This is a genomic window from Paeniglutamicibacter gangotriensis Lz1y, from assembly GCF_000348945.1.
Classification (GTDB): domain Bacteria; phylum Actinomycetota; class Actinomycetes; order Actinomycetales; family Micrococcaceae; genus Paeniglutamicibacter; species Paeniglutamicibacter gangotriensis.
Window position 1 is genome coordinate 77147 of record NZ_AOCK01000008.1, and the last position, 25660, is coordinate 102806.

The 25660-nt window shown below is 62.3% G+C and carries 22 protein-coding genes, 1 pseudogene and 1 riboswitch; of the genes and pseudogenes, 11 read left to right on the top strand and 12 right to left on the bottom strand.

The genetic code is table 11. The annotated features are described in order from the left end of the window. Window positions 1-40: 40 nt before the first annotated feature. Window positions 41-1003 carry an ROK family protein gene (locus ADIAG_RS13425; protein WP_007271927.1) on the top strand — a complete coding sequence of 321 codons (963 nt, stop codon included), beginning with the start codon at window positions 41-43 and terminating at the stop codon, window positions 1001-1003. A gap of 74 nt (window positions 1004-1077) precedes the next feature. On the opposite strand, the gene ADIAG_RS20350 is transcribed toward ADIAG_RS13425, so the two are convergent. The 5 genes and pseudogenes from ADIAG_RS20350 to ADIAG_RS13450 form a co-directional block, all read right to left on the bottom strand. Then, window positions 1078-2514 carry an HNH endonuclease gene (locus tag ADIAG_RS20350; RefSeq protein WP_007271928.1) on the bottom strand — a complete coding sequence of 479 codons (1437 nt, stop codon included), beginning with the start codon at window positions 2512-2514 and terminating at the stop codon, window positions 1078-1080. A gap of 152 nt (window positions 2515-2666) precedes the next feature. Next, window positions 2667-3770 carry a VIT1/CCC1 transporter family protein gene (locus ADIAG_RS13435; protein ID WP_007271929.1) on the bottom strand — a complete coding sequence of 368 codons (1104 nt, stop codon included), beginning with the start codon at window positions 3768-3770 and terminating at the stop codon, window positions 2667-2669. 237 nt (window positions 3771-4007) lie between these two features. Continuing rightward, window positions 4008-4280, bottom strand: coding sequence for a hypothetical protein (locus ADIAG_RS13440; protein WP_007271930.1), 273 nt, complete (start codon window positions 4278-4280; stop codon window positions 4008-4010). A gap of 20 nt (window positions 4281-4300) precedes the next feature. Beyond that, a riboswitch (SAM riboswitch) is annotated at window positions 4301-4411 on the bottom strand. A gap of 11 nt (window positions 4412-4422) precedes the next feature. Beyond that, window positions 4423-5001: pseudogene (locus ADIAG_RS20355) on the bottom strand (DinB family protein). A gap of 123 nt (window positions 5002-5124) precedes the next feature. Further along, on the bottom strand, window positions 5125-6651 hold the full coding sequence (locus ADIAG_RS13450; protein ID WP_007271933.1) for a sodium:solute symporter: 1527 nt from the start codon (window positions 6649-6651) through the stop codon (window positions 5125-5127). A gap of 165 nt (window positions 6652-6816) precedes the next feature. Here ADIAG_RS13450 and ADIAG_RS13455 point away from each other — a divergent pair, with 165 nt between their 5' ends. Further along, on the top strand, window positions 6817-7392 hold the full coding sequence (locus tag ADIAG_RS13455) for a cupin domain-containing protein (protein WP_007271934.1): 576 nt from the start codon (window positions 6817-6819) through the stop codon (window positions 7390-7392). Here ADIAG_RS13455 and ADIAG_RS13460 read toward each other — a convergent pair. Beyond that, the gene (locus tag ADIAG_RS13460) at window positions 7389-9200 is read right to left on the bottom strand and encodes an amino acid permease (RefSeq protein WP_007271935.1); all 1812 of its coding nucleotides are present in this window, start codon (window positions 9198-9200) and stop codon (window positions 7389-7391) included. The genes ADIAG_RS13455 and ADIAG_RS13460 overlap by 4 nt on opposite strands. Window positions 9201-9533: 333 nt before the next feature. Here ADIAG_RS13460 and ADIAG_RS13465 point away from each other — a divergent pair, with 333 nt between their 5' ends. The 9 genes from ADIAG_RS13465 to ADIAG_RS13495 all read left to right on the top strand — a co-directional run bounded on the left by ADIAG_RS13465 (window position 9534) and on the right by ADIAG_RS13495 (window position 17229). Beyond that, window positions 9534-9977, top strand: coding sequence for a hypothetical protein (locus ADIAG_RS13465; protein WP_007271936.1), 444 nt, complete (start codon window positions 9534-9536; stop codon window positions 9975-9977). Window positions 9978-10028: 51 nt separating this feature from the next. Continuing rightward, window positions 10029-10493: a hypothetical protein gene (locus ADIAG_RS13470; RefSeq protein WP_007271937.1), complete on the top strand. Its 465-nt coding sequence runs from the start codon at window positions 10029-10031 to the stop codon at window positions 10491-10493. Beyond that, window positions 10477-10782: a transcriptional regulator gene (locus ADIAG_RS13475; protein WP_007271938.1), complete on the top strand. Its 306-nt coding sequence runs from the start codon at window positions 10477-10479 to the stop codon at window positions 10780-10782. The genes ADIAG_RS13470 and ADIAG_RS13475 overlap by 17 nt, the downstream gene beginning before the upstream one ends. Before the next feature lie 131 nt (window positions 10783-10913). Continuing rightward, on the top strand, window positions 10914-11903 hold the full coding sequence (speB, locus tag ADIAG_RS13480) for an agmatinase (RefSeq protein WP_007271939.1): 990 nt from the start codon (window positions 10914-10916) through the stop codon (window positions 11901-11903). Beyond that, a complete protein-coding gene (locus ADIAG_RS13485; protein ID WP_007271940.1) occupies window positions 11900-13582 on the top strand; it encodes a thiamine pyrophosphate-binding protein in 1683 nt (560 codons plus the stop codon). Before speB ends, ADIAG_RS13485 begins: the two co-directional genes overlap by 4 nt. A gap of 214 nt (window positions 13583-13796) precedes the next feature. Further along, window positions 13797-13961 (top strand): hypothetical protein, encoded by a 165-nt coding sequence (locus tag ADIAG_RS13490; RefSeq protein WP_235045909.1) that lies wholly within the window; start codon window positions 13797-13799, stop codon window positions 13959-13961. A 353-nt stretch (window positions 13962-14314) separates the two neighbouring features. Next, window positions 14315-14467, top strand: a complete 153-nt coding sequence (locus tag ADIAG_RS20950; protein WP_007271941.1) for a hypothetical protein — start codon at window positions 14315-14317, stop codon at window positions 14465-14467. 368 nt (window positions 14468-14835) lie between these two features. Next, complete coding sequence (locus ADIAG_RS21445; protein WP_007271942.1) at window positions 14836-16380, top strand: hypothetical protein; 1545 nt, start codon at window positions 14836-14838, stop codon at window positions 16378-16380. Between the two features lie 381 nt (window positions 16381-16761). Next, entirely contained in the window at window positions 16762-17229 is a 468-nt protein-coding gene (locus ADIAG_RS13495) for a GNAT family N-acetyltransferase (protein ID WP_043475117.1), read from the top strand. Window positions 17230-17648: 419 nt separating this feature from the next. Here ADIAG_RS13495 and ADIAG_RS13505 read toward each other — a convergent pair whose 3' ends face one another. The 6 genes from ADIAG_RS13505 to ADIAG_RS13530 form a co-directional block, all read right to left on the bottom strand. Continuing rightward, window positions 17649-18410: a MerR family transcriptional regulator gene (locus tag ADIAG_RS13505; RefSeq protein WP_007271944.1), complete on the bottom strand. Its 762-nt coding sequence runs from the start codon at window positions 18408-18410 to the stop codon at window positions 17649-17651. 112 nt (window positions 18411-18522) lie between these two features. Beyond that, on the bottom strand, window positions 18523-20616 hold the full coding sequence (locus ADIAG_RS13510; protein WP_007271945.1) for a heavy metal translocating P-type ATPase: 2094 nt from the start codon (window positions 20614-20616) through the stop codon (window positions 18523-18525). Between the two features lie 149 nt (window positions 20617-20765). After that, the gene (purU, locus tag ADIAG_RS13515; RefSeq protein ID WP_007271946.1) at window positions 20766-21632 is read right to left on the bottom strand and encodes a formyltetrahydrofolate deformylase; all 867 of its coding nucleotides are present in this window, start codon (window positions 21630-21632) and stop codon (window positions 20766-20768) included. Between the two features lie 195 nt (window positions 21633-21827). Beyond that, entirely contained in the window at window positions 21828-22445 is a 618-nt protein-coding gene (locus ADIAG_RS13520) for a sarcosine oxidase subunit gamma (protein WP_007271947.1), read from the bottom strand. Further along, complete coding sequence (locus ADIAG_RS13525; protein ID WP_007271948.1) at window positions 22438-25350, bottom strand: sarcosine oxidase subunit alpha family protein; 2913 nt, start codon at window positions 25348-25350, stop codon at window positions 22438-22440. The genes ADIAG_RS13520 and ADIAG_RS13525 overlap by 8 nt, the downstream gene beginning before the upstream one ends. After that, complete coding sequence (locus ADIAG_RS13530) at window positions 25347-25655, bottom strand: sarcosine oxidase subunit delta (RefSeq protein WP_007271949.1); 309 nt, start codon at window positions 25653-25655, stop codon at window positions 25347-25349. Before ADIAG_RS13530 ends, ADIAG_RS13525 begins: the two co-directional genes overlap by 4 nt. Window positions 25656-25660 lie beyond the last annotated feature (5 nt).

Here is a 25660-nt window from a genome sequence, read left to right on the forward strand (position 1 = left end):
AGCAGGCCCCGCGGTTGCACCCCTAAAGCTAAGAGGCTCCATGCCCGCGGAAAAACTTGCCATCGGCATAGACATTGGTGGAACCAAGATTGCTGCTGGGCTGGTTGACGGAGACGGCAATATCTCCCGACGTCTTCAGCAGGCCACCGTGGGGCATGACGCGGCCGCGGTTCTTGCCACCGTCACGTCGATGATCAGCGAACTGGGCGCCGGCATCACAGTTGCCGCGGTTGGTGTGGGCGCCGCTGGCTGGATGGACCCAACCGGAAGTACCGTTCTTTTCTCCCCACATCTGGCATGGCGCAACGAACCGTTGCGCGCAGAACTCGAGGCCGCCACAGGTCGTCGAGTCCTGCTGAACAACGACGCGGATGCTGCAGGGTGGGCCGAATATCGTTTCGGTGCAGCAAGAAAACAGAGTCACGTGGTCTGTTTGACCTTGGGAACCGGTATTGGCGGTTCCATCGTGATTGACGGGAAGCTGCAGCGGGGTCGTTTCGGCGTGGGCTCGGAGTTCGGGCACCAAATCGTTGTCCCGGGTGGACAACGTTGTGCCTGCGGCAATCGCGGTTGTTGGGAACAATATGCTTCTGGCAATGCGCTGGCCCGTGAGGCCCGAAGCTTGATGGCCGTGCATTCGCCGATGGCGCATGCGTTGCGAGACGCTGCCAACAACGATCCGCACCTGGTGACCGGTGAATTAGTCACGTCGCTGGCCGCAGCCGGAGACCTCGCCTGCCAAGAATTGATCATTGAAGTTGGCCAGTGGTTGGGACGTGGCCTGGCGAATCTCGCGGCTGTGCTTGACCCAGGAATCTTCGTCATCGGTGGTGGCTTGGGAGCCGCTGTCCCGTCGCTGATTGCAGCAGCCGAAACCACCTACCAGGAGAACTTGAGTGGGCGGGGCTATCGTCCGTTTGCCCAAGTCGCCCGAGCAGAGTTGGGTCCCGATGCAGGAATGGTGGGTGCCGCAGACCTGGCACGCATCGCGCTCGCCGGCTGAACTCACGTATTGCGTGCCTGATGACGACGCGTGCCTCAACAAAAGTGCTCGCGTAATCTCAGGGGGTCTGGGGTTTATTCTCGTTGAGGTCCCGGCCTCCGGGACAGTGGAGGGGTCACCTTCGCGGGAGTGTTGATCCCCAGCAGGGGTGGTGCCTTCGCAATATGTGAATGTCCGCTCGGGGTGATGATTTTGAAGCTATGTCGATCCCCCGGTACCGGCATTTCTGCCCATCCGGGTGCTTCCTTGTTCTGATTGCACGGGCCGCATCTGGCTGCTGCATTCATTGCGGTGGTTTTTCCGTTCTTTCGCACCTGCACCACATGATCCATATCCCGGATCGCCCCGTTGCAATACGGGGTACGGCAATATTGGTCGCGGAAAGAAATAAAACGCTTCAGATTCCCACCAAAACGGCGGGATTTAGAATCCATAGCCACCAATTCCCCGGTAGTCGGCGCCACGAAGAGCCGCCTCCACCACGCCTGAACCGGATCCTTGGGATCCCCTGCCAAAAGACTGCGACCCTTCGCCGCACTAACGTATCCGGCACCCGGTAGCAGCACCGGATTATCGGACCCGCCGCCAAGCGTCGCATGATCCATGACCACCAGCAACTGCACCGGGACACTTCCACCGGCCTTCAGCCCAGTCATCTCCTCATACACCGAATCGATACCGATCTGTGAGGCGTTGCGTTTATCATCGGGATTCTCCCGGGCTTCTTCGACCTTGCGGGCGAGCACCTGCCTGAGCGCGATGCCTTGCTCCAGTGGGGCGGTGCCGGAGATCCGCACCGAATACTTATCGATCTGGTAGATATCCAGGTGCCGGTCCTTCTCGGCTTTCGCCTCGAGGTCTTCTTCAACGGCTGGTTCCAAGATCAGCGCCCAGTAGGTGACCATCTCACGAAGTTTCGCAGTTCCGGCGGTGAAGCAATTGTGGGTCTCTTCCCAAAGCAGTTGATCGATCATCCTCCGGCTATCCACACTGAGGTGGCGAATGCCGGAGATGATCACCTTCACCTGCTCCCACGTCACCTCTCCGTTGCGCATGCCTTGAATGGTCCGGGGAAGATCCTCGACCAGGATCCGGTATTCGTTGGCTGTTTGCGCTCCACGGTGCCGGGAGACATGCATGGCCAAAGCAATATCAGCGTTCGAACCCCATCCGGGGTTCTTCTCCCGCACCCCCAGGTCCCTGCGGTAGCTGATCAGGGAATCTTGGTAGCTGATCGCGTGTTGGGCCTGCATAGCGGTGACGACAGATTTCAGTGCTTCGCAGGCGCGGACTACGGCCATTGCTTCGTGGGTGTCGGCTAGGACGCCGAAGGTGTTCACCGCGGCGGCCAAGCCCAGGAGCCCTGCGGGGCCCTGAGCCGTAACATGTTCAACGATTAAGGCGTCAATGTTTGTGCCGCGGGCTAGAAGCTCCGCGTAGGTCACCTCGCCGGCAGGAACGGCCGGGGTTTTCCCGGTCGAAGCGGCCTTGCGAGATGACTTCTTTGCCATACCTCAATGCTAGAACGTCGCACCGACAGTTTGGATACGAGTTTCGATCTGTACGAAAAAAGATTCGATTTTTTCGTGCCTTGTCGGGGTCCACCCGGGCTTCTGGCCAATCTCCGCAAAGTAGTGGGAACGTTGTCCTCGCTGTAGCGCGGCTATGCCACGGAACCGCCGAAGAGCAGTCCCAACGCGTAGGTGACTGCCGCGGCACCGAGCCCAATGGCCAACTGGCGCAGACCGCGCTTGGTCGGCGAGGCGCCGGACAGCAGACCCACCACGCCGCCGGTGGCCAGCAAGGCCACACCGACCAATAACGCGGAAAGCAGGATGGCGGGAGTCCCGCCCATGCCGAAAATGAACGGCAGGATCGGGATGATTGCGCCGGAGGCAAAGAAGCAGAAGGATGATGACGCCGCACCCATGGCAGAGCCAATTTCCTCGTGTTCCTCGGCTTCGGCAGTTTCCTTCAGCTCGGGCTGCAGGGACATTGAGGGGTTGCAGTCACAGGAGTAAATGCCCATGCGTTCTGCGGCGCGGTGGGCAGCATCCGCATCGCTCATGCCACGAGCCTTATAAACCAGCACCAGTTCGTTGGCATCGAGGTCCAAATCCGGTGCCGCGGCCAATGTAATCTGGGTGGGCTTGGAGGCGTCGAGCAGTTCGCGCTGGGAGCGGACCGAGACGTATTCGCCAGCTGCCATCGACAGGGCGCCGGCCAACAGGCCGGCAACGCCGGCGAATAGAACCATGGAGGTGGCCACACCGGTGGCTCCGATGCCCATGACCAAGGCAAGGTTGGAGACCAGTCCGTCGTTGGCGCCGAAGACCGCGGCGCGGAAATTGCCCGAAAGCCTGTTGCGGCCACGGGTGGCCAGGCCGCGCACGACCTCTTCGTGGACCAGTTCGTCGGCCGCCATTCGTCGGCTGGCATCGGTGTCGCCGGCGTAGGGGGAGTTGCCCTCGGCGCGCTGGGCTAGGGCCAGGACGAAGACGGAGCCGAAGTGCCGGGCTAGGAAGCGGAGCATGGTGCGCCGCATCGAGGGTCGGGTTTTTTTGGTGGCGTGCTCGCCAAGCAGTGAGCGCCAGTGCTGTTCGTGGCGCGTTTCGGCAGCTGCAAGTCCCAGCAGCACCGCGCGTTCTTCGCCGTGGCGGTTACTGGCTAGCTCGCGGTAGACAGCGCCTTCGGCGATTTCGTCGGCCAGATATTTTCGCCAGCGTCTGATCTGGGCAGGGGTGGGGGTTGGCGCTTGTTGCGTCATGCTCTCATCCTCCGGTGGGAGTACACGGCCGTGACGGCCATGCGACGGGGAGGCCCAGCAGGATCGTTTATGGTGCGTCGAGCCTCGGGCCACCATGATGTGGACCGAAGGTCTCGTTCGCCCGGACCCGCGGTTTTAACCGTGGACCTGGGTGGATTGCCGGGTGACAACATTGTCACCAGTATGTCGACGCACCGCTGTCCCGCCTTGTTTGGCGGGCCTGGGAACTACTCCCCTTCAACCCACGAGTGTAGCGTCCGGGAAGGCAAGAGAAAATTCGCTGAGACTAAAAATCAGCACCTGTCCGGAGGGGTTCCCGGTCCGTGGAATCCGCACCGTCAGTGCCCGGGCCACGGGGTCCCAGTGTGGGGCAGCGGCGGCATTGGCCAGGGCCGCTGCCAGGGCAGCGGCATCTGACACGTGGTAGCTGTGCCAGGTGCCGGCGAGGCGCAATTCGGCGACCGAGCGCTGGATATCGAGCAGGGGAAGAACGGGGATGGAAGGTGCCATGGCGGTACGGGACGGCCTTTCGCTAGCTCTTGCCGGCGCCTCGTGGCCACGGCCGCTTCTTCATCCGAACCACCCATGAACTGCGGGTTGGTGTGCGTCTTAGTCGGAGCTTGCCGACGCATCTCGTGAAGCCCTACCTACTTTACCGCGAATGTGAGGCGTTGCGGATTTTTTCCTGCAACGCAGCCCATGCGGCCGGCTCGTAGGCCGGGATATTGGTGTTGTCCCGGTACAGGCCGGTGGATCCGTCGATTAATTCTCGGATGATGTCGATGTGCCCGGAATGGCGAGAGGTTTCCACGTTCATGTGCAGCAGCAGTCTACCGAGCGTGGTCTACCGTGTTTCCGGCTTCCACCAGGGAACCGTGGCCGGGACGTCGGTGTCCAGCGCGGCGATGTTTTTGTTGGCTGTCTCGATGGCACGGCGGTAGAAGTCGATGATCTCCGTGCGGGGAATCTCGGCAGGGACCCACATATCGGCGCTGGCTTCCTCATCGGCCATGAGCGTGAGGTGGCGTTCATCGGTAACGGTATGGCCGAGGCACTCAACGAAGTAACCGTATTCGACGGTGGCCAGGTGCTGGATCACGCCCAGGATGTTGGTGCCGGAGCCGACCATGGGCCGGCTGACGTTGGAGTCGCTGAGCCCCTCGGCCTTCCACAGCACCGCTTCGCGGGCATTGTCCAAGTAGGTCATCAGATGCTTCTTCAGTTCCTCCATGGGTACAGCGTAGGGGACGTGCTGAGGGTGTGGAATGGGCGAAAAAGCACAAACGGGATCGGCGGTGCCCCCGGGCGCATCGAGCCTCGGGGACACCGCCGTAGAGGCGGACCTGCGTCCGGTTTAGCGGCTGGCGATCTCATTCAGGTCGGCACCCTCGGTGTCGCCTTGGCCGGCTACCCGGGCGTTCCAGCGGGTGATAACTGCCGGGGCGGTGGCCCGGGTCAACAGTGAGACCAGGACGAAGGTCAGCGCCGAGGCGATCAGGCCGAAGTAGATCGGCTCGTTGGCGTAGATGCCGTCAAAGCGCTGCTCCGCCTGGATCTCCAGGACGATCATGGTGCCCAGGGTGACGATGGTTCCTGCTGCCATGGATGCTGCGGCGCCCAGCCCGTTTCCGCGCTTCCAGATGAGCCCGCCGATGATGGCCACCAGCAGTCCGCCGACCAGGATGTCGTAGGCGATGGTCAGGGCCGCGACCACGTCGGAAACCAGAATGGCCAGCACGATGGAGATCATGCCCAGCAGCAGCACCCAGATGCGGTTGGCACGCATGTCGTGTTCCGGGTTCTCGTTGGTGTTCACCTGCATCTGCTTGCCGAACCAGCTGGCCACGAACGGGGTGACATCGGCGCGAGCCACCGTTGCGGCGGCGATCAGCGCGCCGGAGGCCGTGGACATCATGGCGGCGACCGCCGCGGCGAGCACCAGCCCGCCGATGGCGACGGGCAACAGCTCGGTGGCGACTTCGGCGTAGACGACGTCCTTGTTGGCGTCGACTCCGATGATGTCCGGCAGGGCGACCTTCGCGGCCATGCCGATGATGGCTCCGGCTGCCCCGTAGAGCACGCAGTAGATGCCGGCGGTGGTACCGCCCCAGCGGGCCACCTTCGGGGTCCTGGCGGTGAACACGCGCTGCCAGATGTCCTGTCCGATCAGTAGACCCAGGGTGTAGACCACGAAGTAGGTGATGATCGTTTGTACGCCGATGCCGGTGAAGCTGAAGAATTCGTCGCCGACGCGCTCACGGATCCCGGACATGCCGCCGGCGGCGTTCAGCGCGAACGGAAGCATTAGGGCAAAGATGCCGATGGTTTTGATGACGAACTGGACCTGGTCGGCCAGGGTGATGGACCACATGCCGCCGATGGTCGAGTAGATGACCACGATGACCCCGCCGATGGCGATGGCTATCCAACGCTCCCAGCCGAAGAGGACCACAAAGATCGTCGCGTAGGCACTGGTGGAGGTGGCGCAGAGCATCAGCGTGTAGGCAAGCATGACGATGGCCGAGGTGTGGGTTGCCGACTTGCTGCCGTAGCGCAGGGTGAGCATCTGCGAGACCGTGAAGATCTTCAGGCGCTGCAGGGTCGGGGCAAAGAGCAATGAAAGCAGGATGACACCGGTGCCGATCGCCACGACCAGCCACATGCCGGAGATCCCGAACTTGTATCCCAGACCCACGCCGCCCACGGTGGAGGCCCCTCCCAAGACCACAGCGGCCATGGTCCCGGTGTAGAGGAACGGGCCTAGCCGGCGCCCGGCCACCAGGAAGTCGCTACTGTTCTTGGTGCGGGACTTGCCCCACCAGCCGAAGATGAGCATGGCCGCCAGATAGAGGGCGACGATGGTGCCATTGATGAATTCCATGGGGGAGCGAGCCTTTGACGTGGAGCGGATGCAGACACCAACGTGCGATGCCTGCAAGTAAACAATTGTTGCTCTATAGGCTAATGTGAGGTTACTTACACGTCAATAGGCCTTAAGCTGGACAGGCCCACCTCTTTCTTTGACCCATTTTGGAGACCCGTGCCGATGAAAGCCCTGCCCGTCGAGCCCAGCAGTGCCGCCCTGGCCATCGGCTCGCGGATCCGTGCGGCCCGGCACTCCCAGCGCCTCACCATCGACCAGGTTGCCGACTCCACAGGTTTGACCAAGGGCTTCCTCTCCCGGGTTGAACGCGATTTGACCAGCCCCTCGGTGGCTTCCCTGGTGACACTGTGCCAGGTCCTCTCGATGGAGGTCGGAGAGCTGTTCAGCCAGCCCGAGACCCACGTGGTGCGCCTTGCTGAGGCCCCACGGATCTCGCTGGGTGGCGAGGGCATCGTGGAGCAACTGGTGACAGCGCGCTCCGAGAAGCGCCTGCAGGTCATCCGCGCAGTGATCGCCCCGCACGGCGAAGGCGAAAAAGAACTCTACGCCGTGGATTGCGAGGTCGAAGTGCTCCACGTGCTGTCCGGGCGCTTCGTACTGATTTTTGCCAACGAGCGTTTCGACCTCGAAGCAGGGGACACCATGACCTTCCCGGGCCGTGAGCCGCACAGCTGGCTCAACCCCACCGCCGAGGAAACAATAGTCACCTGGACCCTGGTGCCGGCCGCGTCCCGCTAGCCCACGTGCACCCAGGGCCGCCGGCCGATCGCCGGTTCGGCCTCGCGCAGCACCTCCCGGGTCAGCGGGGCGATTTCGCCTTGGCCCAGGAACAAGAAGCGCAGCAGGTTGCGCAGCGGTTTGCCCTCGGTCCAACGGAAGTAGATATGTGGCATCACCCCTGCGGTGTCACGGATTTCCAAGCAGATGGCGGCAATAGCCGTGGGGACCGAGGGCGCCTGGGCCACCAGGATGCTGTAACCATGCCGCGTGATTCCGCAGACCATGATGTCCTGGGCGAAATCCGAGAAGTCGGAGACCTTGATTTCGATGAAGATGATAGGTGCTTCGGCTGGCAGGTGGCTGGCCATCCTGGCATGGGCCAGTTTGTGCCGGTAGCGCGCCGCCGAGAGGCGCATCGGTTCGTGGGCAATGAGCCGCACCATCGAATCCCGGCTGGAGGTCTTGATGATGTCCAGGGCTGCCGCGTCGAGGCTGACCGAAGTGGCGCGCAGTTCCGTGGAACGTCGGGTGCGTGAAATGAGCGAGACGAGGATGATCCCGGCGATGAAAAATGCGGCGATCTTGATGCCGTCGGGCCGCTCGATGACATTGGCACCGGTGGTGTAAACGAAGATGACCGACACTATCCCGAAGCCCACGGTCCGCCACCGTTGGCCCTGGCGCTTGGCGGAGATCGTGACAGCCACCGCCGCGGAGCACATGAGCACCAGTACGCCGGTGGCGTAGGCGGCTCCCTGTGCATCGACGCTGGCTTCGAAAGCGATGGTGATGACCACGGCAATGCCGATGAGTACCAGTACCAGTGGCCGGTTGGCGCGGGCCCATTCCGGTGCCATGCCAAAACGTGGAAGGTACCGGGGGATGAGGTTGAGCATTCCGGCCAGCGCTGAGGCGCCGGCAAACCACAGGATCAAGATGGTGGACAGATCGTAGACGCTGCCAAACCCATCGCCGAGCATTGCGTGGGCTAGGAAGGACAACGCCCGCCCGTTGGCTGCGCCCCCGGGTTGGAACTCGGGTGCGGGGATCAGCAACGTGGTGACCACCGAGGAGAACACCAGGAACACGCTCATGGTCACAGCGGCGGTCATCAACAGTTTTTTGGCCCCCGCAATGCGTCCTCGCGGATTGGCCTCCGTATCCCCGGGAGTGTGCCGGATCTGCGGCATCACTGCCACGCCGGTTTCGAAACCCGAGAGGCCAAGGGCCAGCTTGGGAAACACCATCAGGGCGACGGCGATCATCATCCACGGGTTCGAGTGCGTGGCGGTGAGGTTCAGCCACCAGTTCTCCACCGGGGCGGGCTCGCGTACCAGTGACGCCACGGCCGCGGCGATGACCACGATGTTGAGTAGCAGGTAGGTGGCCACCAACCCCACGGCAAGCCAGATGACTTCGTGGAAACCGCGCAGGAACAAGGCGCCCAGCAACAGGATCAACACCAGTGTGATGATGATTTGCTGCCCGTGGAACCCTTCGGGGGTGAAGGGGTTTTCGATGATGTGTGCCGAAGCGTCGGCGGATGAAAGCGTAATAGTGATCATGAAGTCGGTTGCCGCAAAACCCAACAGCACCAACACAAAGAGCTTGCCCTTCCAATGTGGCAGCAGGCGTTCGAGCATGGAAATTGACCCTTGCCCGTGCGGGGACTCGCTGGCCACCCTGCGGTACACCGGTAGGGCCGCTCCCAAGGTGACCGCGACCAGCATCAACGTGGCCAGCGGGGCCAGTGCCCCGGCCGCCAATGCGGCAATGGCAGGTTGGTAACCAAGCGTCGAGAAATAGTCCAACCCGGAAAGACACATGACCTGCCACCAGCGGTGGCCGGTCGGCTTTTTTCCGGCTGGCCCCGGATTCCCCGGCGCATTTTCCGTCTCCGTGAGCCACAGTGAAAAGCGTGATGGTCGCGGCGTTCGAGACGCAAGCGAAAAAGGCTTGGGAAAACCACGAGATCTGTTCACGAGGAGGAACGCTACTCCTAGTTTTGCCCACTGGATATACCACGAGGCAAATCATTTCAGTGACTTGCCCGATAGCTCCAACTTTGACATTCGGCTGGCGAAAAGCAACCATTTTGTAGCGGCATACGCAGGGAAGCCGCTTCCTGCGTCATTCCCGCCTGTCTAAGGATATTGCTTGTGAGTTCCCTGCCCGAAGAGTCCGCACCGGTTGATGGCCGACCCAAGCGGCTCTGGGCGCCGTGGTGGTTGGCTTTGCTGTTGGGCTGCGCCCTCGGCGTCACAATGACTTTCCTCTTTGCCTACAAGGCGTTTGTCATCCCTGGAGCGATCGCCATGGCTGCCATCATCATGCTCATCACCGTTGCCACGATTGCCCGACGGCAGAAGCATGCCCAGGCATTGGAGCCGCGGATATCGCCGGCGTATGTGTTGTGGATGGTGTTGTTGGTGTCCCTGGTGGGGCCAGCGCAGGTGATGCTACTGCCATCGAATCCGCAGGAAATCGCCATCAAGGCATTGGTCATGTCGGCAGGACTTGCCCTGTGCATCTATGGGGCGGACCGTTCGTTGTTCGGCGCGTTCGCACGTCCCAAGGGCGGGCTGACAACCTCTAACGCTTGATTTTCCACTCTGAAAAGTTAGGATTTTCCATAACGGAAAGAGAGTCTGGACATGCCTGACGAAAGCCCTCGGACAGTGGGCTTCGACCCACGCGCTGCGCTCGCCGAAGTGGACGGCGCTTCCGGTGCCATGGTGCACTCCACCGAGGCGCCCCGCGGCTTCGCGCTGGCTTTGGTGTTGATCATTTCGACCGTCATCGCCCTGCTCGGGGTTGCTTCCTGGCCACTTCTTCTGGGTATCGGCGCTCTGCTTGTCCCGCTGGGTGTTTGGTACTTGGTCTTGCTGCGGAACCGCCCCAAGCCGCGCCCCATCCTGAGTCATTCCGGGCCCTACATGCTGTATGCGCTCCTGCTTATGTTGGTGATGCAGGGAGGCCGATTCTGGGAGCCGGAATCGTGGTGGGAGGTTGTGGCTAAATGGATTGTCATATTTGCGGTCAGTTGGTATTCCTTTTCGCGCATGCGGACTTCCGCGATCAACAATCGACTCAAGGACGCCAATGAGCGCCCCATCTAATCCGGCCGTGTTCGACGAATTGATCCACGCTCCGGTGCGCCTGCGCATATGCGCTTCCTTGGCGCCGGTTGCGTGGGCCGAGTTCGCCCAGCTGCGCGACGCGCTCGGGGTCGCGGACTCGGTGTTGAGTAAGCGACTCAAGCAACTGGTTCACGCGCGCTATGCCCATATTGAGCGGTTCACCAAGGGCGGTCGGAGTCATGCCCGAGTGGCGCTCACGGTTGAGGGCCGAAAAGCCTATGTGGGGCACGTGGCCGCGTTGCGGGCGATGCTCGAGGTGGATTCCTAGCAGCATCCCGACCTTGGCGTCTTGACTGTTAGCCACGCCACAAATAGCATGCTAGACAACGGTTGTTTCATATTGAACAACAAGACGTGTCTGGCGGCTGGTGCTGCCGGGAACCCCCGAGGGAGAAGACCGTGGAAGAAATCCGCATTGAAGACAACGGAAACATCGGGCCTATCGATGCTTCGAAAATTCCGCGCTTTGCCGGGCTGGGAACCTACGCCAGGCTTCCGCGCGTTGACCAGGTCCCGTCCGCCGATATCAAGCTCGTCGGCGTTCCATTCGACTCCGGTGTCTCTTACCGGCCCGGTGCTCGCTTCGGCTCCACCCACATCCGTGAATCGTCGCGGCTCATCCGCCCGTACAACCCGGCGCTGAATGTCTCACCCTTCGCGCTGACCCAAGTCGCCGATGCCGGGGACATGGCGGTGAACCCGTTCAACATCAACGAAGCCATCGAAACCATCCAGCAAAACGCCCTGGACCTCACCGCCGACGGCTCAACGCTGGTGACCCTGGGCGGGGACCACACGATCGCCCTACCGCTGTTGCGCGCCGCATCCGAACGCGCCGGCGCCCCGGTGGCGATGCTGCACTTCGATGCGCACCTAGATACCTGGGACACCTACTTCGGTGCCGAATACACTCACGGCACCCCCTTCCGTCGCGCCGTGGAGGAAGGCATCCTCGACACCGAGGCCATCTCCCACGTGGGTACCCGCGGCCCGCTCTATGGGAAGAAGGATCTCGAGGATGACAAGCGCTTCGGCTTCGGCATCGTCACCAGCTCGGATGTCTACTACCAGGGCGTGCGCGAGGTCGTGGACAAGCTGCGCGACCGGATCGGGAACCTGCCACTGTATATTTCCGTGGACATTGACGTGCTGGACCCGGCTCATGCACCTGGCACCGGAACCCCGGAAGCCGGCGGCATCACCAGCCGCGAACTGCTTGAGATTCTCCGCGGCCTGCGCGGCATGAACATCGTCGGCGCCGACATCGTGGAAGTCGCCCCCGCCTACGACCATGCCGAGATGACCGGCGTTGCCGCCTCGCATGTGGCCTACGACCTGATCTCGCTGATCGCCGACAAGCGCGCCAGCGACAAGGCGGAGAAGGAATGAGCGAGAACAGCATCGCCGATCCGGGCACCCGCAACGGCGGAGACCTGGTCATCGAGACCCTCGAGGCGCTCGGCTCCCACACCGTCTTCGGCATCCCCGGGCAGCATGCGCTGGGACTCTTTGATGCACTCTCACGCTCGAAGCTGCACTTTGTCTCCTCCCGCGTGGAAAACAACTCAGCCTTCGCCGCCGACGGATACTCCCGTGCCACCGGCGAGGTCGGGGTGCTCTTCCTCTCCACCGGGCCCGGGGCGCTGACCTCCTTGGCCGGGCTGCAGGAGGCCTACGCCACCAGTGTGCCGATGGTCGTGGTGGCCAGCCAGATCCCCTTGGACGGGCTTGGCGCCCGCCGCAAGGGCATGCTGCACCAGCTCGATGATCAGAAGGCCTCGGCCGCCAACGTCACCAAGTCCCAGCGCACGGTCCATCATGCCTCGGGGATTCCCTCGGCCATCCAAGATGCCTGGGTCGATGCCATCACCGTTCCGCAGGGGCCGGTCTGGGTCGAAGTCCCGCAGGATGTTTTGCTCGCCCCGGTGCTGGTTCCGCCGGTCCGCGATGCGCTGGCCGAAGCCTACGAACACCCGCCGCGCGTGGAACTCATCGATGAGGCAGTCCGCTGGCTCGCCCAAGCGACGCGCCCGGTGATCGTGGCCGGGGGCGGGGTACGCCGGGCCGGTGCCCAAGACGCACTGCTGGCGGTGGCCGAATCCCTGGGCGCACCGGTGGTGTGCTCGCCGGGCGGCAATGGCGCCTTCCCCTGGATCCACCCGTTGTCCCTGCAGTCCTGGGTTGAGGATCGTCACGTCACCGAGGTCCTGGAGGACGCGGACGTGCTGATCGTGGTGGGCTCCGCGCTGGGCGAAGTCACCAGCAACTACTTCACCCTGGAACCGCGCGGACACCTGATCCAGATCGATGCCGAGCCGCGCGTGCTCGAATCCAACAGGCCTGCACTGGGAATCCGTGCCGACGCCAAGGCAGCGCTCGAATACCTGGGTGAGGCGTTGGGCAAGCTCAAGGGCGGGGTCGGCGCCGACTGGCACGGACAAGGTCCCGAGGCCGTTGTGGCGCAGACCCTGGACAAGGTCTCCGCCCGGCTCGACGCCCAGGACCTGGCCAAGGAACGCACGTTCATGGCCGACATCCGAGCCGCGGTGCCCGACGATATGCAGACCTTCTGGGACATGACCATTTCCGCGTATTGGGCCTGGAGCTGCTGGGATGCCAAGGGCGGAGAATTTCATTCCGCCCAGGGCGCCGGCGGGCTAGGCTTCGGCTTCCCTTCGGCCATCGGCGGGGCATTGGGCCTGCAAGTCGCGGGCAAGACCCCCGCGCAGGCGCGTGTACTTGCGGTCTCCGGTGACGGCTCGGCCATGTACTCAATCGCCGAGCTGGCCACCGCGAAGCAGCACAACGCGCCGGTCACCTGGCTGATCGTTGACGACGGCGGCTACGGGATCTTGCGCGAATACATGGAGGGCACCTTCGGGAAGGCAACCGCCACCGAATTGGCCCGCCCGGACTTCGTGGCGCTGGCCGAATCCTTCGGAATTCCGGCCCGCTATGCAGAACCGGAGAACGTGCGCGAGGCCCTCGAGGAGTCCTTCGCCGCCGAGGGGCCAAACGTCGTGGTGGTGCAGACGTTGCTGAAGATGTTTGCCCCGACGCACTTGTAGGAAATCGGGTCCGGTGTGGGACGGTGGCGCTTCACGGGGACGAAGCGCCACCCAAACATGCTGGCTCCTGAGCCGCGGATGCGGTTCTAGTCGGGGCGAGAGGCCATGAATTTGCAGGCCCGGCGACGGTCATCCCTAGTCGACTCTGGTACTGAATTCGTACCATGGATACATTGCCCTGAATTTATGGATACCTGAAGAGTTGGACCGACGATTGGATGAGCTGGCGCTCGAGCAGCACACTTCGAAATCGGCGTTGCTCTTGCAAGGTGCTGAGCTGGTGTTGGAACGACATAGTCGCCATCGTGACATTGAAGAAGGCTTGGACTTCGTCATGAGCCACGACGCTCAGTTGCTCGAGCGCCTTGGGGATGCCTGACTTTCTACCTCGAAATCGAGGATGCTCTCCAGGCCCTTGGACGGTACGGGATCCACCTGCAGGACGCCGGTCTGCTGGCATCGGCACTGGCACGTCCTAGAACAACCACCAACGGTATGGAAATCTATGGGTCGCTGCCCTGAAGGCCTAGACTCTGTTGGAATCTGTCGCGAGATTCCACCCTCTGCTCGACGTCAATAAGCGACCTGCACGGACCTTGAGGGCCGCCTTACTGGTAGGGACCGCTATTCAAGTGGTCTGTATTCATGCGGTGTCCCGGCTGTAGCTGGTTGATCGTGGGCCCCTGAACGCTCAGTCACGCCAAGAACGGACGATGAACGCTCTAAATGTGAATGGCCGTTCCATTGCGGCTCAACCCCCTCTTCCTGGCTGAGAAGCTGCACCCGGTCGGGGATCGTATGAAAGAGCTCATCAGGCGCGAGACTTCCCCGGAGATGGCGAAGCTGAACGTCTGGATCCGCGATCGTGACCTGGGAACGCTGTGAGGGCCCCGGAGTTCCGCACCGAACGCATCCTCGAACTCCTCGATGAGCTAGAACGGCGGCGTCGCGCTGAATATCCAGATCGTCGGTGGGGCCGCTTTGCTGTTGCATGGGTTGCTGGATCGCTCCATGCAGGATATTAATCCATAAAAGGGTCAAGAAAGACGGCGGCATAATTCCCGGGACTGTTCAAGTATCTGGATTCTGAACGTCAATCACCGATCTGAAAGACGCTATAAAATCTGACGCAGAGATCGCCAAATACGCGCTCACCGCAATGAAGGACTGCTGACGTCGGTCATTGGGTAAACGTTGCCATGGGTAGCATTGAAAAATAGAGATACCGCTAAATATTGGGAGAAGTTAGTAATTTGAGTGACAAATCAGGAACGTATCAAAGTGGTTCGTTAAGTAGAGGAGAAAGCTTAGAGGCGCTCCACAGCCTCGCTGATGACTCTCAAACTGTCTCAAACGTCGCCAGAAATGCTAATGGTGTAGCTGTCAGCACTGCCGAACTTCAAGAATCGGCCACTAGAACTTTCCAGGATACTGAGAAATTGGTTCAAGAGGCTGAGGCTGACACTGCTACTGCTATCGGTGCTGCTGCTACAGCTATTGTCGCTGCTGTTGAGGCTAAGACTGCTGTTCATAGTGCTGAGGAAGCGGTCACGAGTGCTGAGGAAGCGGTCACGAGTGCTGAGGAAGCGGTCACGAGTGCTGAGGAAGCGGTCACGAGTGCTGAGGAAGCGGTCACGAGTGCTAAGGAAGCAGGCAACGATACAACAGTCATTTTGACAGCCACCTCTGCGATTGAGAATGCTTCAAAGTTGAAGGTTTCCGCTGAGAAGAAGCGGGACGACGCGGAGGCTGAGAAAGTACGCGTTGAGAAAGCGCTGGAGGGTAAAAAAGACGATGCCCGGACATCTAGAGCAAGATCTCAAGCGGCCACCTCTGCTGCTAGTGCGGCCACCTCTGCTGCTAGTGCGGCCACCTCTGCTGCTAGTGCGGCCACGTCTGCTGCTGCTTCCGTCGGAGCCCTCCACGTAGCCGTAAAAGAGTTTAGAAGTGCCACTGGAGCTGGAGCAGAAGCTACGCGCACTGTCTCAGAATTGGCAGCTCGTACTGCCGCTGCTTATGAAGATGTTGTTGAAGCTAAGGCTGCTGCCAACCGCGCCCGGTTGGCAGCTGTCAAAGGTGACTTAACTTCTGCTAAACAAGCTGCAACCGAGGCTCAAGGTATCAATACAAAAGCTGCAACCGCCACTGTTGACCGACATACTTATGAGGATCAATCTTCCGCTCGAGCTGATAAGTCGAAATGGGGGGTAAGGCTTTTTATCGCGGGGATTATTGGGATTTCCCTGGGTTTTTTTGCTCGTCAAATATCCGAAGATTGGCTTATCTTATTGAGCATGATGATAACGCTTTTTGTCACGGTGGCGACTATCGGGATCAGCAATGATTTCCAAGTACTTGATGGAGCCAAGAGGGATAAGATTTTGCCGTGGAGGCTGAAAACGAGGCAATTGTGGGCAGCGATTTCCTTTGGAGCGCTTGGTTTTACACTAGCCGTCTCGGCTCCGTCCTTGCCATGGGTAGGACAACAACATGCTGCAGAAAAATGCCACATTAGCGTGGATGCAAAAGAACCCCAGATAGTTAATGTGCAGTGTGTCAAGAACCAAGCTGTGCGAATTGACCTCAGTGGTTCGAAGACCGGAGCGAAGGATCGAATCTCACCTTCCGATTGGTCTATTGATGACGCTGCGGCCTATGTCTCTGTTGACGGCTCTTCCGTTATAGAGGTGCGTACGTCCAACGATAAAGAGCGATGTACATACATTAGTGATCTTTCATCCAAGTCGGGGGAAGCAGTAGAAAGATGCTTGTCTAAGCTTGAAGACCAAAGCCCGTAGCTAGATCCGAGGAATACTGTTTGCCCCGTCACCCACTGCCGTGACGGACTTTTGCGTGCCTTCAACAGCGCTTATTTGGGGTGGCTTGTGAAAAAATCGAATATCCGACGCTACCGCGATTTTCCGCCGTAGTTTGCAGCCGGTGACCTTGAATTTGTCCGGTTCGTACCTCGGGGCGCCCTTCGCAGACATTGTGTATCGCAAAAGCCGGAGTCCATTACATTGCCGCGTACACGGCCAGCGTTACAAAATCGGCCTCGGGAACCCGGGGGCCACGAAACCGGAGGAGCAGTGCTTCGCGAACGATGGTTCGGGAGGCACTGCGTAAGGAACTTGGCACCGGCACTCGGCACTCCCATGCATTGCTGTCAAGATGAACAGATGACTATCCAACTCATCCCGCTCAGCGCACAACGATTCCCTGCCTGGATCGAACGAAGCCGCACTGAATACCAATCCGATCTCATTAAGACAGGTGAATCCCTTCAAGAGGCACATCGGCGCGCTAACGAGAGTCTTGAAGCCTCATTTCCGGAGAACAGTCCAGCCACAGATAATGCCGTGTTCGATGTTGTTGACGAGACCGGGGCAATCGTTGGCTACCTCTGGGTTGGAACTGACAGTTCCGAAGATAGCCACTCTTGGTGGGTGTGGGACATTGTCGTTGACGAGGAGCATCGCGGCAAAGGACTAGGTAGGAAAGCAATGAAGCAAGCAGAGGACTATGCGCGTTCCCAGGGCGCCCACACCCTGGGCCTTAGCGTCTTCGGATTCAACCACGGTGCCCGAGGACTCTACGAATCGATGGGTTACGAGACCGTGACCACGAAAATGAAGAAGCACCTCTAAACCTTGATCATGAACGGCTGAGCCTCAAAGCCACGAATACGCCAAGCGTCGCTCCCAACATTTCATCAGTCAAAAGCTTAGCGTCGGATATTCCACTTTTTCACAAGCTACCCCTGATGGTATTGATGCTGTGGATCAACGGTTTCCGTCATGACTTCACGACCGACGAAGGCTTTGAGCTGGTCCTAGGTGTGGCTTCCGGCGACATCTCGACGAGACAAAGCGCCGCAGTGATATCCCGGCATCTGGTGAAGGGATAGACCGCGTTTGGGCCATGCTGCCAGGGGTGCCCGGGATCGGAGCCTCCCCTGACAGGATTGGCGCCTAGCGGTGAGGATGGGCTCCATGACCTACTCTTGTGTCCGAGCTCCACTCGACGATAAGTTCCGCATGGGTCGCCGGATGGCCACTCGGCGGTGCTACGGAGTGGCTTGCATATAGGTCTTCAGTGCGGCGCACACGAACCGGGCGCTCTCGATCCCACCGTAGTTGGCCGCGAAGCGTTCGTCGGCCACATACATCTCGGCCAGGCCGAGCACATAGGCCTTGGTATCCGCCTCTTGGTCGGCCGCCGGGGTCCCGGGAACGCTGGTCAACCATTGCACATGGCGCCGGGCCAGTTCCTGGGCCTGCGGGGAATCGGGCGCGACGCTCGGATCCGTCGCTGCGCTGATCCAATCGTGGTTCAGCTCATTGACCCGAAGCTTCCATGATTCCTGCCCGTTTGTGCCCAGAGACCGCCACCAGGAATCGGAACGTGCGTAGGAATCTTTGCCCCAGCGCTGTTCAACTTCTTCTTGGTGGACCGTGTGGTCAAAACCGTCAAACATGTTTTTTGCCATGAGATTTTCGCTTCCTTGAATTGAATTGATGGTGTGTTGCACCGCGGTGATCTGCCGTGCCAGACGATCCTGTTCCTGCCGCAACAGGGATAGATGAGTCCTCAGGGCAGCGGCTTCGTCTGCCTCGGCCGCGATGACCTCGGCGATCTGTGGCAGACCAAGCCCCAGCTCGCGCAATAACAGCACACGCTGGAGACGGATCAATGTCGCCTCGTCGTAGTACCTGTAACCGTTGTGCCCGATGCGGCTGGGCGGCAGCAACCCGATGTCGTCGTAGTGGCGCAGCGTGCGGCTGGTGGTGCCGGCGAGCTTGGCAACTTGTTGTATAGACCGTTCCATGGGACCAACGATAATTCTTGACGCTACGTCAAGGTCAAGGGGACGCTGAAATGGCGATGGCGTCCACCCCGGTGTGGGTGGACGCCATCGTTGTGGGCCGTGCAGGCGGTGCCTACGTGCGCTGCGCTTCGGTGCCGGCGCCGGGGCGCAGATCCAGCCGGCGCAGCAGCTGGGCGTTCAGCGCCACCACGACGGTGGAAATCGACATCAGCACGGCGCCGACGGACATCGGCAGGATGAACCCGATCCCGGCCAACACCCCGGCGGCCAGCGGCACCGAAACCAGGTTATAGCCCGCTGCCCACCACAGGTTCTGCTTCATCTTCCGGTAGCTGGCCTGCGAGAGGTCCAAGATGGAGAGCACAGATCGTGGATCGTCGCTGGCCAAGATGACCCCGGCGGAGGCGATGGCCACATCGGTGCCCGCGCCGATGGCGATGCCAACATCTGCCTGCGCCAGCGCTGGTGCGTCGTTGACGCCGTCACCGACCATCGCAACCTTCCGCCCCTCGGCCTGCAGCTCGGCGACTTTGGCCGCTTTGTTCTCCGGGCGCACCCCGGCAAAGACCCGGTCGATGCCCAGCTCCCGGCCCACCGACTCGGCCACCGCTTCGGCGTCCCCGGTGATCATGACGACCTCGACGCCCCGGGCGTGGAGCGCGTCCACGGCTGCCCGGGACTCAGGGCGAATTTCATCGGCCAGCGCCAGCGCCCCGATGACCCGCCCGTTGGCAATAACGTGCAGGATCGTTGCCCCGTGCGCTTTCCAGGCCTCGCTGGCCTCCAGCGGATCGAGTCCGTGCGTGGCCAAGAGGTGCGGTCCGCCGACCCCGATGCTGGCCCCGTCGACGGACGCTTGGACTCCCTCGGCGGGAGACGAGCGGAAGTCGGTGGCCGGAGAAAGCTGCAACTTGCGTTCGTCGGCGGCCCGCATGATGGCCTTGGCCAGTGGGTGCTCGCTGTCGGATTCGGCGGCAGCGGCCAGGGCCAGGACCTGGTTTTCGGAGTGGCCGGGTACGGCGGAAACCTCGATCACGACTGGTTCGCCGACGGTCAGGGTTCCGGTCTTGTCGAAGAGCACCGAGCTGACTTGGCGCATGCCCTCCAATGCGAGGCGGTCCTTGATGAGTACCCCGCCCTTGGCGGCGCGTTCGGTGGCGATGGAAACCACCAGCGGAATGGCCAGGCCCAACGCGTGCGGACAGGCAATGACCAGCACCGTGATGGTCCGGATGACCGCGGCGTCGGGATCGCCCAGCAGCGACCAGATGGTTGCCGTGACGACTGCGGATCCCAAGGCGAACCAGAACAGCCAGCCGGCGGCGGTGTCGGCCACCCGTTGGGCTCGCGAGCTGGAGGATTGTGCGTCCGCGACCAGTCGCTGGATGCCCGCCAGTGCCGTGTCTGCGCCGATGGCGGTGACCTGCACACGCACAGCGGTGTCGGTGGAGACGGTGCCGGCCACCACGGGGTCGCCGGGGCCACGGGAGACCGTGCGGGATTCTCCGGTGATCATCGATTCGTCGAGCTCGGCAGTGCCCTCGGTGATGGTCCCGTCGGCAGGGATCCGCCCGCCGGGGCGCACCATCACGATATCGCCCAGCTCCAGTACCTCGGGGGAGACCTGCTGGATTTCACCGTCTACGACGCGTTCTGCGGTGTCGGGCAGCAGCGCGGCCAAGGAATCGAGGGCCGAAGTGGTCTGGGCCAGCGAGCGCATCTCGATCCAGTGGCCCAGCAGCATGATGACCACCAGCAGGGCCAGCTCCCACCAGAAGTCCAGTCCGTGGTCCAGGATGCCGAGGCTCGCACCCCAGGATGAAAGGAAGGCGACGGTGATGCCCAGAGTGATCAGCAGCATCATGCCTGGCTTGCGCGCCTTGATCTCATCTCGGGCCCCGGAGAGGAATGGCCGGCCGCCCCAGATGTACATCACCGTGCCCAGGATCGGGGAGACCCACGGGATCCAGGTGGACTCCGGGAGGGTGATGCCGATGAGCATCGTGAACATGGAGTTGAATGCCAGGACCGGGATCGACAGGGCCAGCATGACCCAAAAGAGTTTCCGGAAGACCTCGACGTGGCCCTCGTGGCCTCCGTGTCCGTCGTGACCGCCGTGGTCCATCGCCGCGTGGTCGTGTTCCTCATGCGAGTGTGCCATGGGCTCGGCCCGCATCGTATTGGGGTGGTGCTGGTGGTCGTTCATGCTGTCACCATATACCCCATGGGGGTATATCTCAAGGCGTTGGGCCGCGACTCACATCCCGGACCCAGTGGCCCGCCCCGCAATAAAAAATCAGGCCAGCGGAATCCCCCACGGGGGAGTCCGCCGACCCGAAGCTGGAAGAGGCGTTGCTAGCGCAGCACCACGGTGCGGTTGCCATAGAGGAACGCGCGTCCCTCGGCATGCCATTTCACCGCGTTGGACAGCGCCTTGCATTCGGTGTCGCGGCCGGCCGCCACCAAATCCGCGGGGGAGTAGGTGTGGTCGACGTCCTGAACCTGCTGGGAGATGATCGGGCCCTCGTCCAGCTCGGCGTTGACGTAGTGCGCGGTGGCACCCACGGTCTTGACCCCGCGGTCCCAGGCCTGGTGGTAGGGCTTGGCACCCTTGAAGGAGGGCAGGAATGAGTGGTGGATGTTGATGGTCTTGCCGGTGAGCTTGCGACTGAGTTCGTCGCTGAGCACCTGCATGTAGCGGGCCAACACCACCAGCTCCACGTCGAACTCCTCGATGAGCTCGAGCAGACGTGCCTCGGCGGCCGGCTTGGACTCGGGCGTGACAGGAACATGGAAGAAGGGGATGTTGTGCCATTCGGCAAGGCTCTGGTGGTCGGTGTGGTTGGAGACCACTGCCACCACGTCGATGGGCAGCTCGCCGAGGCGGGCACGGTGCAACAGGTCGTTGAGGCAGTGGTCGAACTTGGAGACCATGATCAACACGCGCATCTTGGTGCCCTTGGGCGCCAACGACCAGGTGGCACCATATTCGGCGGCCAGCGGCGCAAAGACTTCGCGCATGTGCTCGGTCAAATCCGGGGCGTCGGCGCCCGCGACCTCGACGCGCATGAAGAACTGCCCGGCACGGCGGTCCCCGAAATGTTTGAGTTCGACAATGTCGCGGCCCTGCTCCAGCAGGAACCCCGTCACCGCGTGGACGATGCCGGTACGCTCCGGGCAGTCGATGGTCAGAATGTGTTCGACTTCAGCTTGTGGATCCATGGTGGGTACTCCGTAACTGGCGCGGCCGCAGTGCCGCGAGGATGTTCTTCGATTATTGCTGCTGGTTCATCGTAAGCACGGTTAGATGCGCCAGGTGCTCCGCTTGCATGGTTTCGCCGCAACGGCACCGCGGGCGGGCGATCATCCACTAATGAGGATCGCCCGCCCGCGGTGCCGCCGAAGGCCGAGGTGCGCCTAGTCGATGGGCTCGGAGGCGAATTCCGCCATGCCATCGAGCAACCAGCGTGCGGTGTAGTCCGCGAACGAGGCACGCGGCAGCACCCTAAATGTCTGCTCACCGGTTTTCCACAACAGCACCGGCACCGGTCCCAGGACCGTGGTGATGGCGCTGCCGATCTCAAAGCTGCGTGGGTGCAGGTCCGCCGGGCAGCTCTTTTCCAGCACCGCCCGGGCGCTGGGCCCACTCAGCTCGATCACGGTGCGGTTGGCCGAGAGGTCAACGACTTGTCCCGCCTCGTCACCCAGTGCCGCCACCAGGCTCGAGAACGGCTCGCTGCCATCCGGGGCCACCAGCAGGAACTCATCGGGGCCCAGCCACAGCACCGCGGTGCCATCCTCGGTCCCGACGACTTGGCCCGCCGCGGAGGGCAGGTGCACCCCGGTAGCGGCGGAGAGTGCCGCGTGCGCCGCGGAACCAGGTTCGGCGCGCAGGCCGATCTGGGTGGTGAAGGCGATCTCGCGCAGCGAGACCCCGCGTTCCCCGGCCACGGCCCCCTGTTTCAGTGTTTCGCTCAGGTGCCCCAACGGGCTGGTGCGCAATGCGGAAATGTCGGTCAATACCTGCTCAGCCATCTCGACGGCTCCCTTCGGGATCAAAAAGTACGGTTTCGGCAACGACGACGTCGACGAGCTTGCCCTCGACATAGGCGGAAAGCTCCTCGCCGATGCGCGCCCGGCCGTTGGCAATCAAGGCCATGCCGAAGCTGCGCCCCAACGCCGGGGAGATGTAGCTGGAGGTTACGAAGCCCTCCATGGGCACCGGGGAATCGGGGGAGGTCAAGGGAACTCCCTTCTTGATGAGCTGGGTGCCCTCGGGCATCCGCAGTTCCTTGTCCGCCGGAAGCACGGTGACCAGCTGCTTGCGGTCCTCGCGCTGGTTATCCGCCCGGTCGAAGGAACGCTTGCCCACAAAGTCCTTGACCTTGGAGACGACCCATTCCATCGAGGCGTCCTGCGGGGTCACCGTGCCGTCGGTGTCCTGCCCGACGATGATGAAGCCCTTCTCGGCGCGCAGCACGTGCATGGTCTCGGTGCCGTAGGGGGTGATGTTGAATTCTTCCCCTGCTGCTGCCACATCCTCCCAGATCTTCAGCCCGTACCAGGAAGGCACGTTGATCTCGTAGGCCAGCTCGCCGGAGAAGGAGATGCGGCAGACGCGCGCTTCGATGCCCGAGGCCAGGGTGATCTCCTGGAAGGCCATGAACTTGAAGGCTTCGGTATCCAGGTCAAGGTCGGGGGCCAGCTTGGCCAGCACGGCGCGGGACTTGGGTCCCACCACCGCGACGGTCGAATATTGCTCGGTGACAGAGGTGCAGGTGACGTCGAGCTCCGGCCATTCGGTCTGCAGCCATTCCTCCAGCCAATCCAGCACGCCCGCGGCGCCGCCGGTGGTGGTGGTCATGAAGAACCTGTCCTCGTCCAAACGCAGGGTGACCCCGTCATCGAAGATCATCCCGTCGGCCTTGCACATCAGCCCGTAGCGGCCCAAGCCGGGCTTGAGCTTCTTGAACGCGTTGGTGTACATGCGGTTCAGGAACTCGCCGGCGTCCTTGCCGCGGATCTCGATCTTGCCCAGGGTGGAAGCATCCATGAAACCCACCGAGTCGCGCACGGCCTTGGACTCGCGGTAGACCGCGGTGTCCATGTCCTCGCCTTCCAGCGGGTAGTACCAGGGGCGCTTCCACTGTCCGACGTCCTCGAAGAGCGCACCGCGGGCCACATGCCACGGGTGGATGGAGGTCAAGCGGGCCGGGTCGAAGAGTTCCCCGCGCTGGCGTCCGGCCAGTGCGGCGAAGGCCACCGGGGTGTAGGGGGCGCGGAACGCGGTGGTGCCGATGCCCGACACGTCGTTGATGTTCAGGGCCGCGGCGATCACGCCGATGGCGTTGACCCCACTGGTCTTGCCCTGGTCGTTGGCCGTGGAGATGGAGGTGTAGCGCTTCACGTGCTCCACCGAACGCATGCCCGCGCCGACCGAACGCAAAACGTCCGCCACGGTTTGGTCGCGCTGGAAGTCCACGAAGTGCGTTGTGTACGCGGAGTCATCTCCTGCCAGCGAGGGCACCAGCCATACGGCGCGGGATACCCCGAAGGTCTCTGCCGGTGCACTGGGCACTGCGGCGGTGGTGGAAAATCCTGCGGCGGTTGCCGCATCTGCGCCGGCGCGTGCGCCCTCGGCCAGTGCGGAGGCCAGTTCGAGGCGCCCATTCATGGCCCCTGCGGTCTGCTGGTTTGCCACCGGGTGCGCCGGGACGAAGGCGGAGAGCTCTTCGTTCCAGCCCAGGCGACGTTCGCGCTGCGAGTGCAGGTGCACCACCGGGTTCCAGCCACCGGAGACCGCCAGCACATCCGCGGTGAGGGTCTCGGTGTCCCCGATCAGCGCGCCTGCGGCGTCGATGCCGCTGAGCGTGACAGAGGCCAGGGAGCCGTCGGATCCGGCGGAAGTGTCGGCGATGACCGAGCCGAGAATGACCCGCACGCCGCGTGCCGAAACTTCGGTGGCGCGGATCGAGGGCTCCTCGCGGGCATCAACGACCGCCGAGACGGTGGTGCCGGCGGCCAACAGGTCCTCGACCAGTGCGTAGGCCGAGTCGTTGGTGGTTGCCACGACCACGTCCGTGCCGACCTGTACGCCGTAGCGGTTCAGGTAGGAGCGGGCCGCGGCGGCCAGCATGATGCCGGGGCGGTCGTTGTTCTCAAAGACCAGCGGGCGTTCGTGCGCCCCGGTGGCCAGCACGACCTGGGCGGCACGGATGTGCCAGATGCGTTCGCGGGACACCCCGGCACCCAACTGACCGGCCAGGTGGTCGGTGCGGCGCTGGACGGCCACGAAGTAGTTCGCGTCGTAGCTGCCAAAGGCGGTGCTGCGCGAAAGGTAGGTGAACTCCTCGCACCTGTCCAAGGCCGCCCGGGTCTCGGCGATCCAGTCGGCGGCACTCTTGCCGTCGATGGTTTCGGTGGAGGCGGAGAGCAGCGAGCCGCCGGCCTCAGGCTGCTCATCGATGAGGATCACCCGGGCGCCGGACTTGGCCGCCTCGCGTGCCGCGGTAAGCCCCGCAGGGCCGGCACCGACGATGAGCACATCGGTGTGCACGTGCTTGCGGTCATAGACCGCCTCATCGGCGCGCGGGTCCAGCTGGCCCAGTCCCTGCAGCAGGGTGACCTCCATGCCGTCGGTCAGTTCCACGGCGGTGGCCGGGAGCATCGATTCGTTGACGTGGCCGGCGAAGCGGGCGGCCACCTTGATCAGCGCGTTGGACTCCTCGACGCCCGCGGCGACGATGCCGCGTGGGCGCTTGAGGTAGAGCGAGTCGCCGCAGGCGCGGATTCCGGCGCCGAGCATGGCCGAGGCCACGGTATCCCCGGCAAAGCCGGAAAGCTGTTGGCCGTCCACGGTGAAGGTGATTTCCCGCCCGCGGTCGATGCGGGCGGAGGCCGATGCTTCGGCGCCAAGTCGGTGCGAAGAAGTGCTGCTCATTTGGTTCCTCCCTGTGCCGGGGCGTTGGTGGTGGTGATGGGTTGTGGTTCGCCTGGCTTGTAGACGGCCTTGAACTCGTAGGTCACGGTGTCACGCACCGCGTTGAACCAGCGGCGGCAGCCTGCCGAATGGACCCAGCGTTCGGCGAAGAGCCCCTTGGGGTTTGTGCGGTAGAACAGGAACTTGGCCCATTCGTTGTCGTTCAGGGTAGAAGGATCTTCGGGGTAGGCCACATGGGCCTGCCCGCCATAGCCGTATTCGGTCTCGTTTCGGGGCCCGCACCAGGGGCATTCGATGAGCATCATGGTTG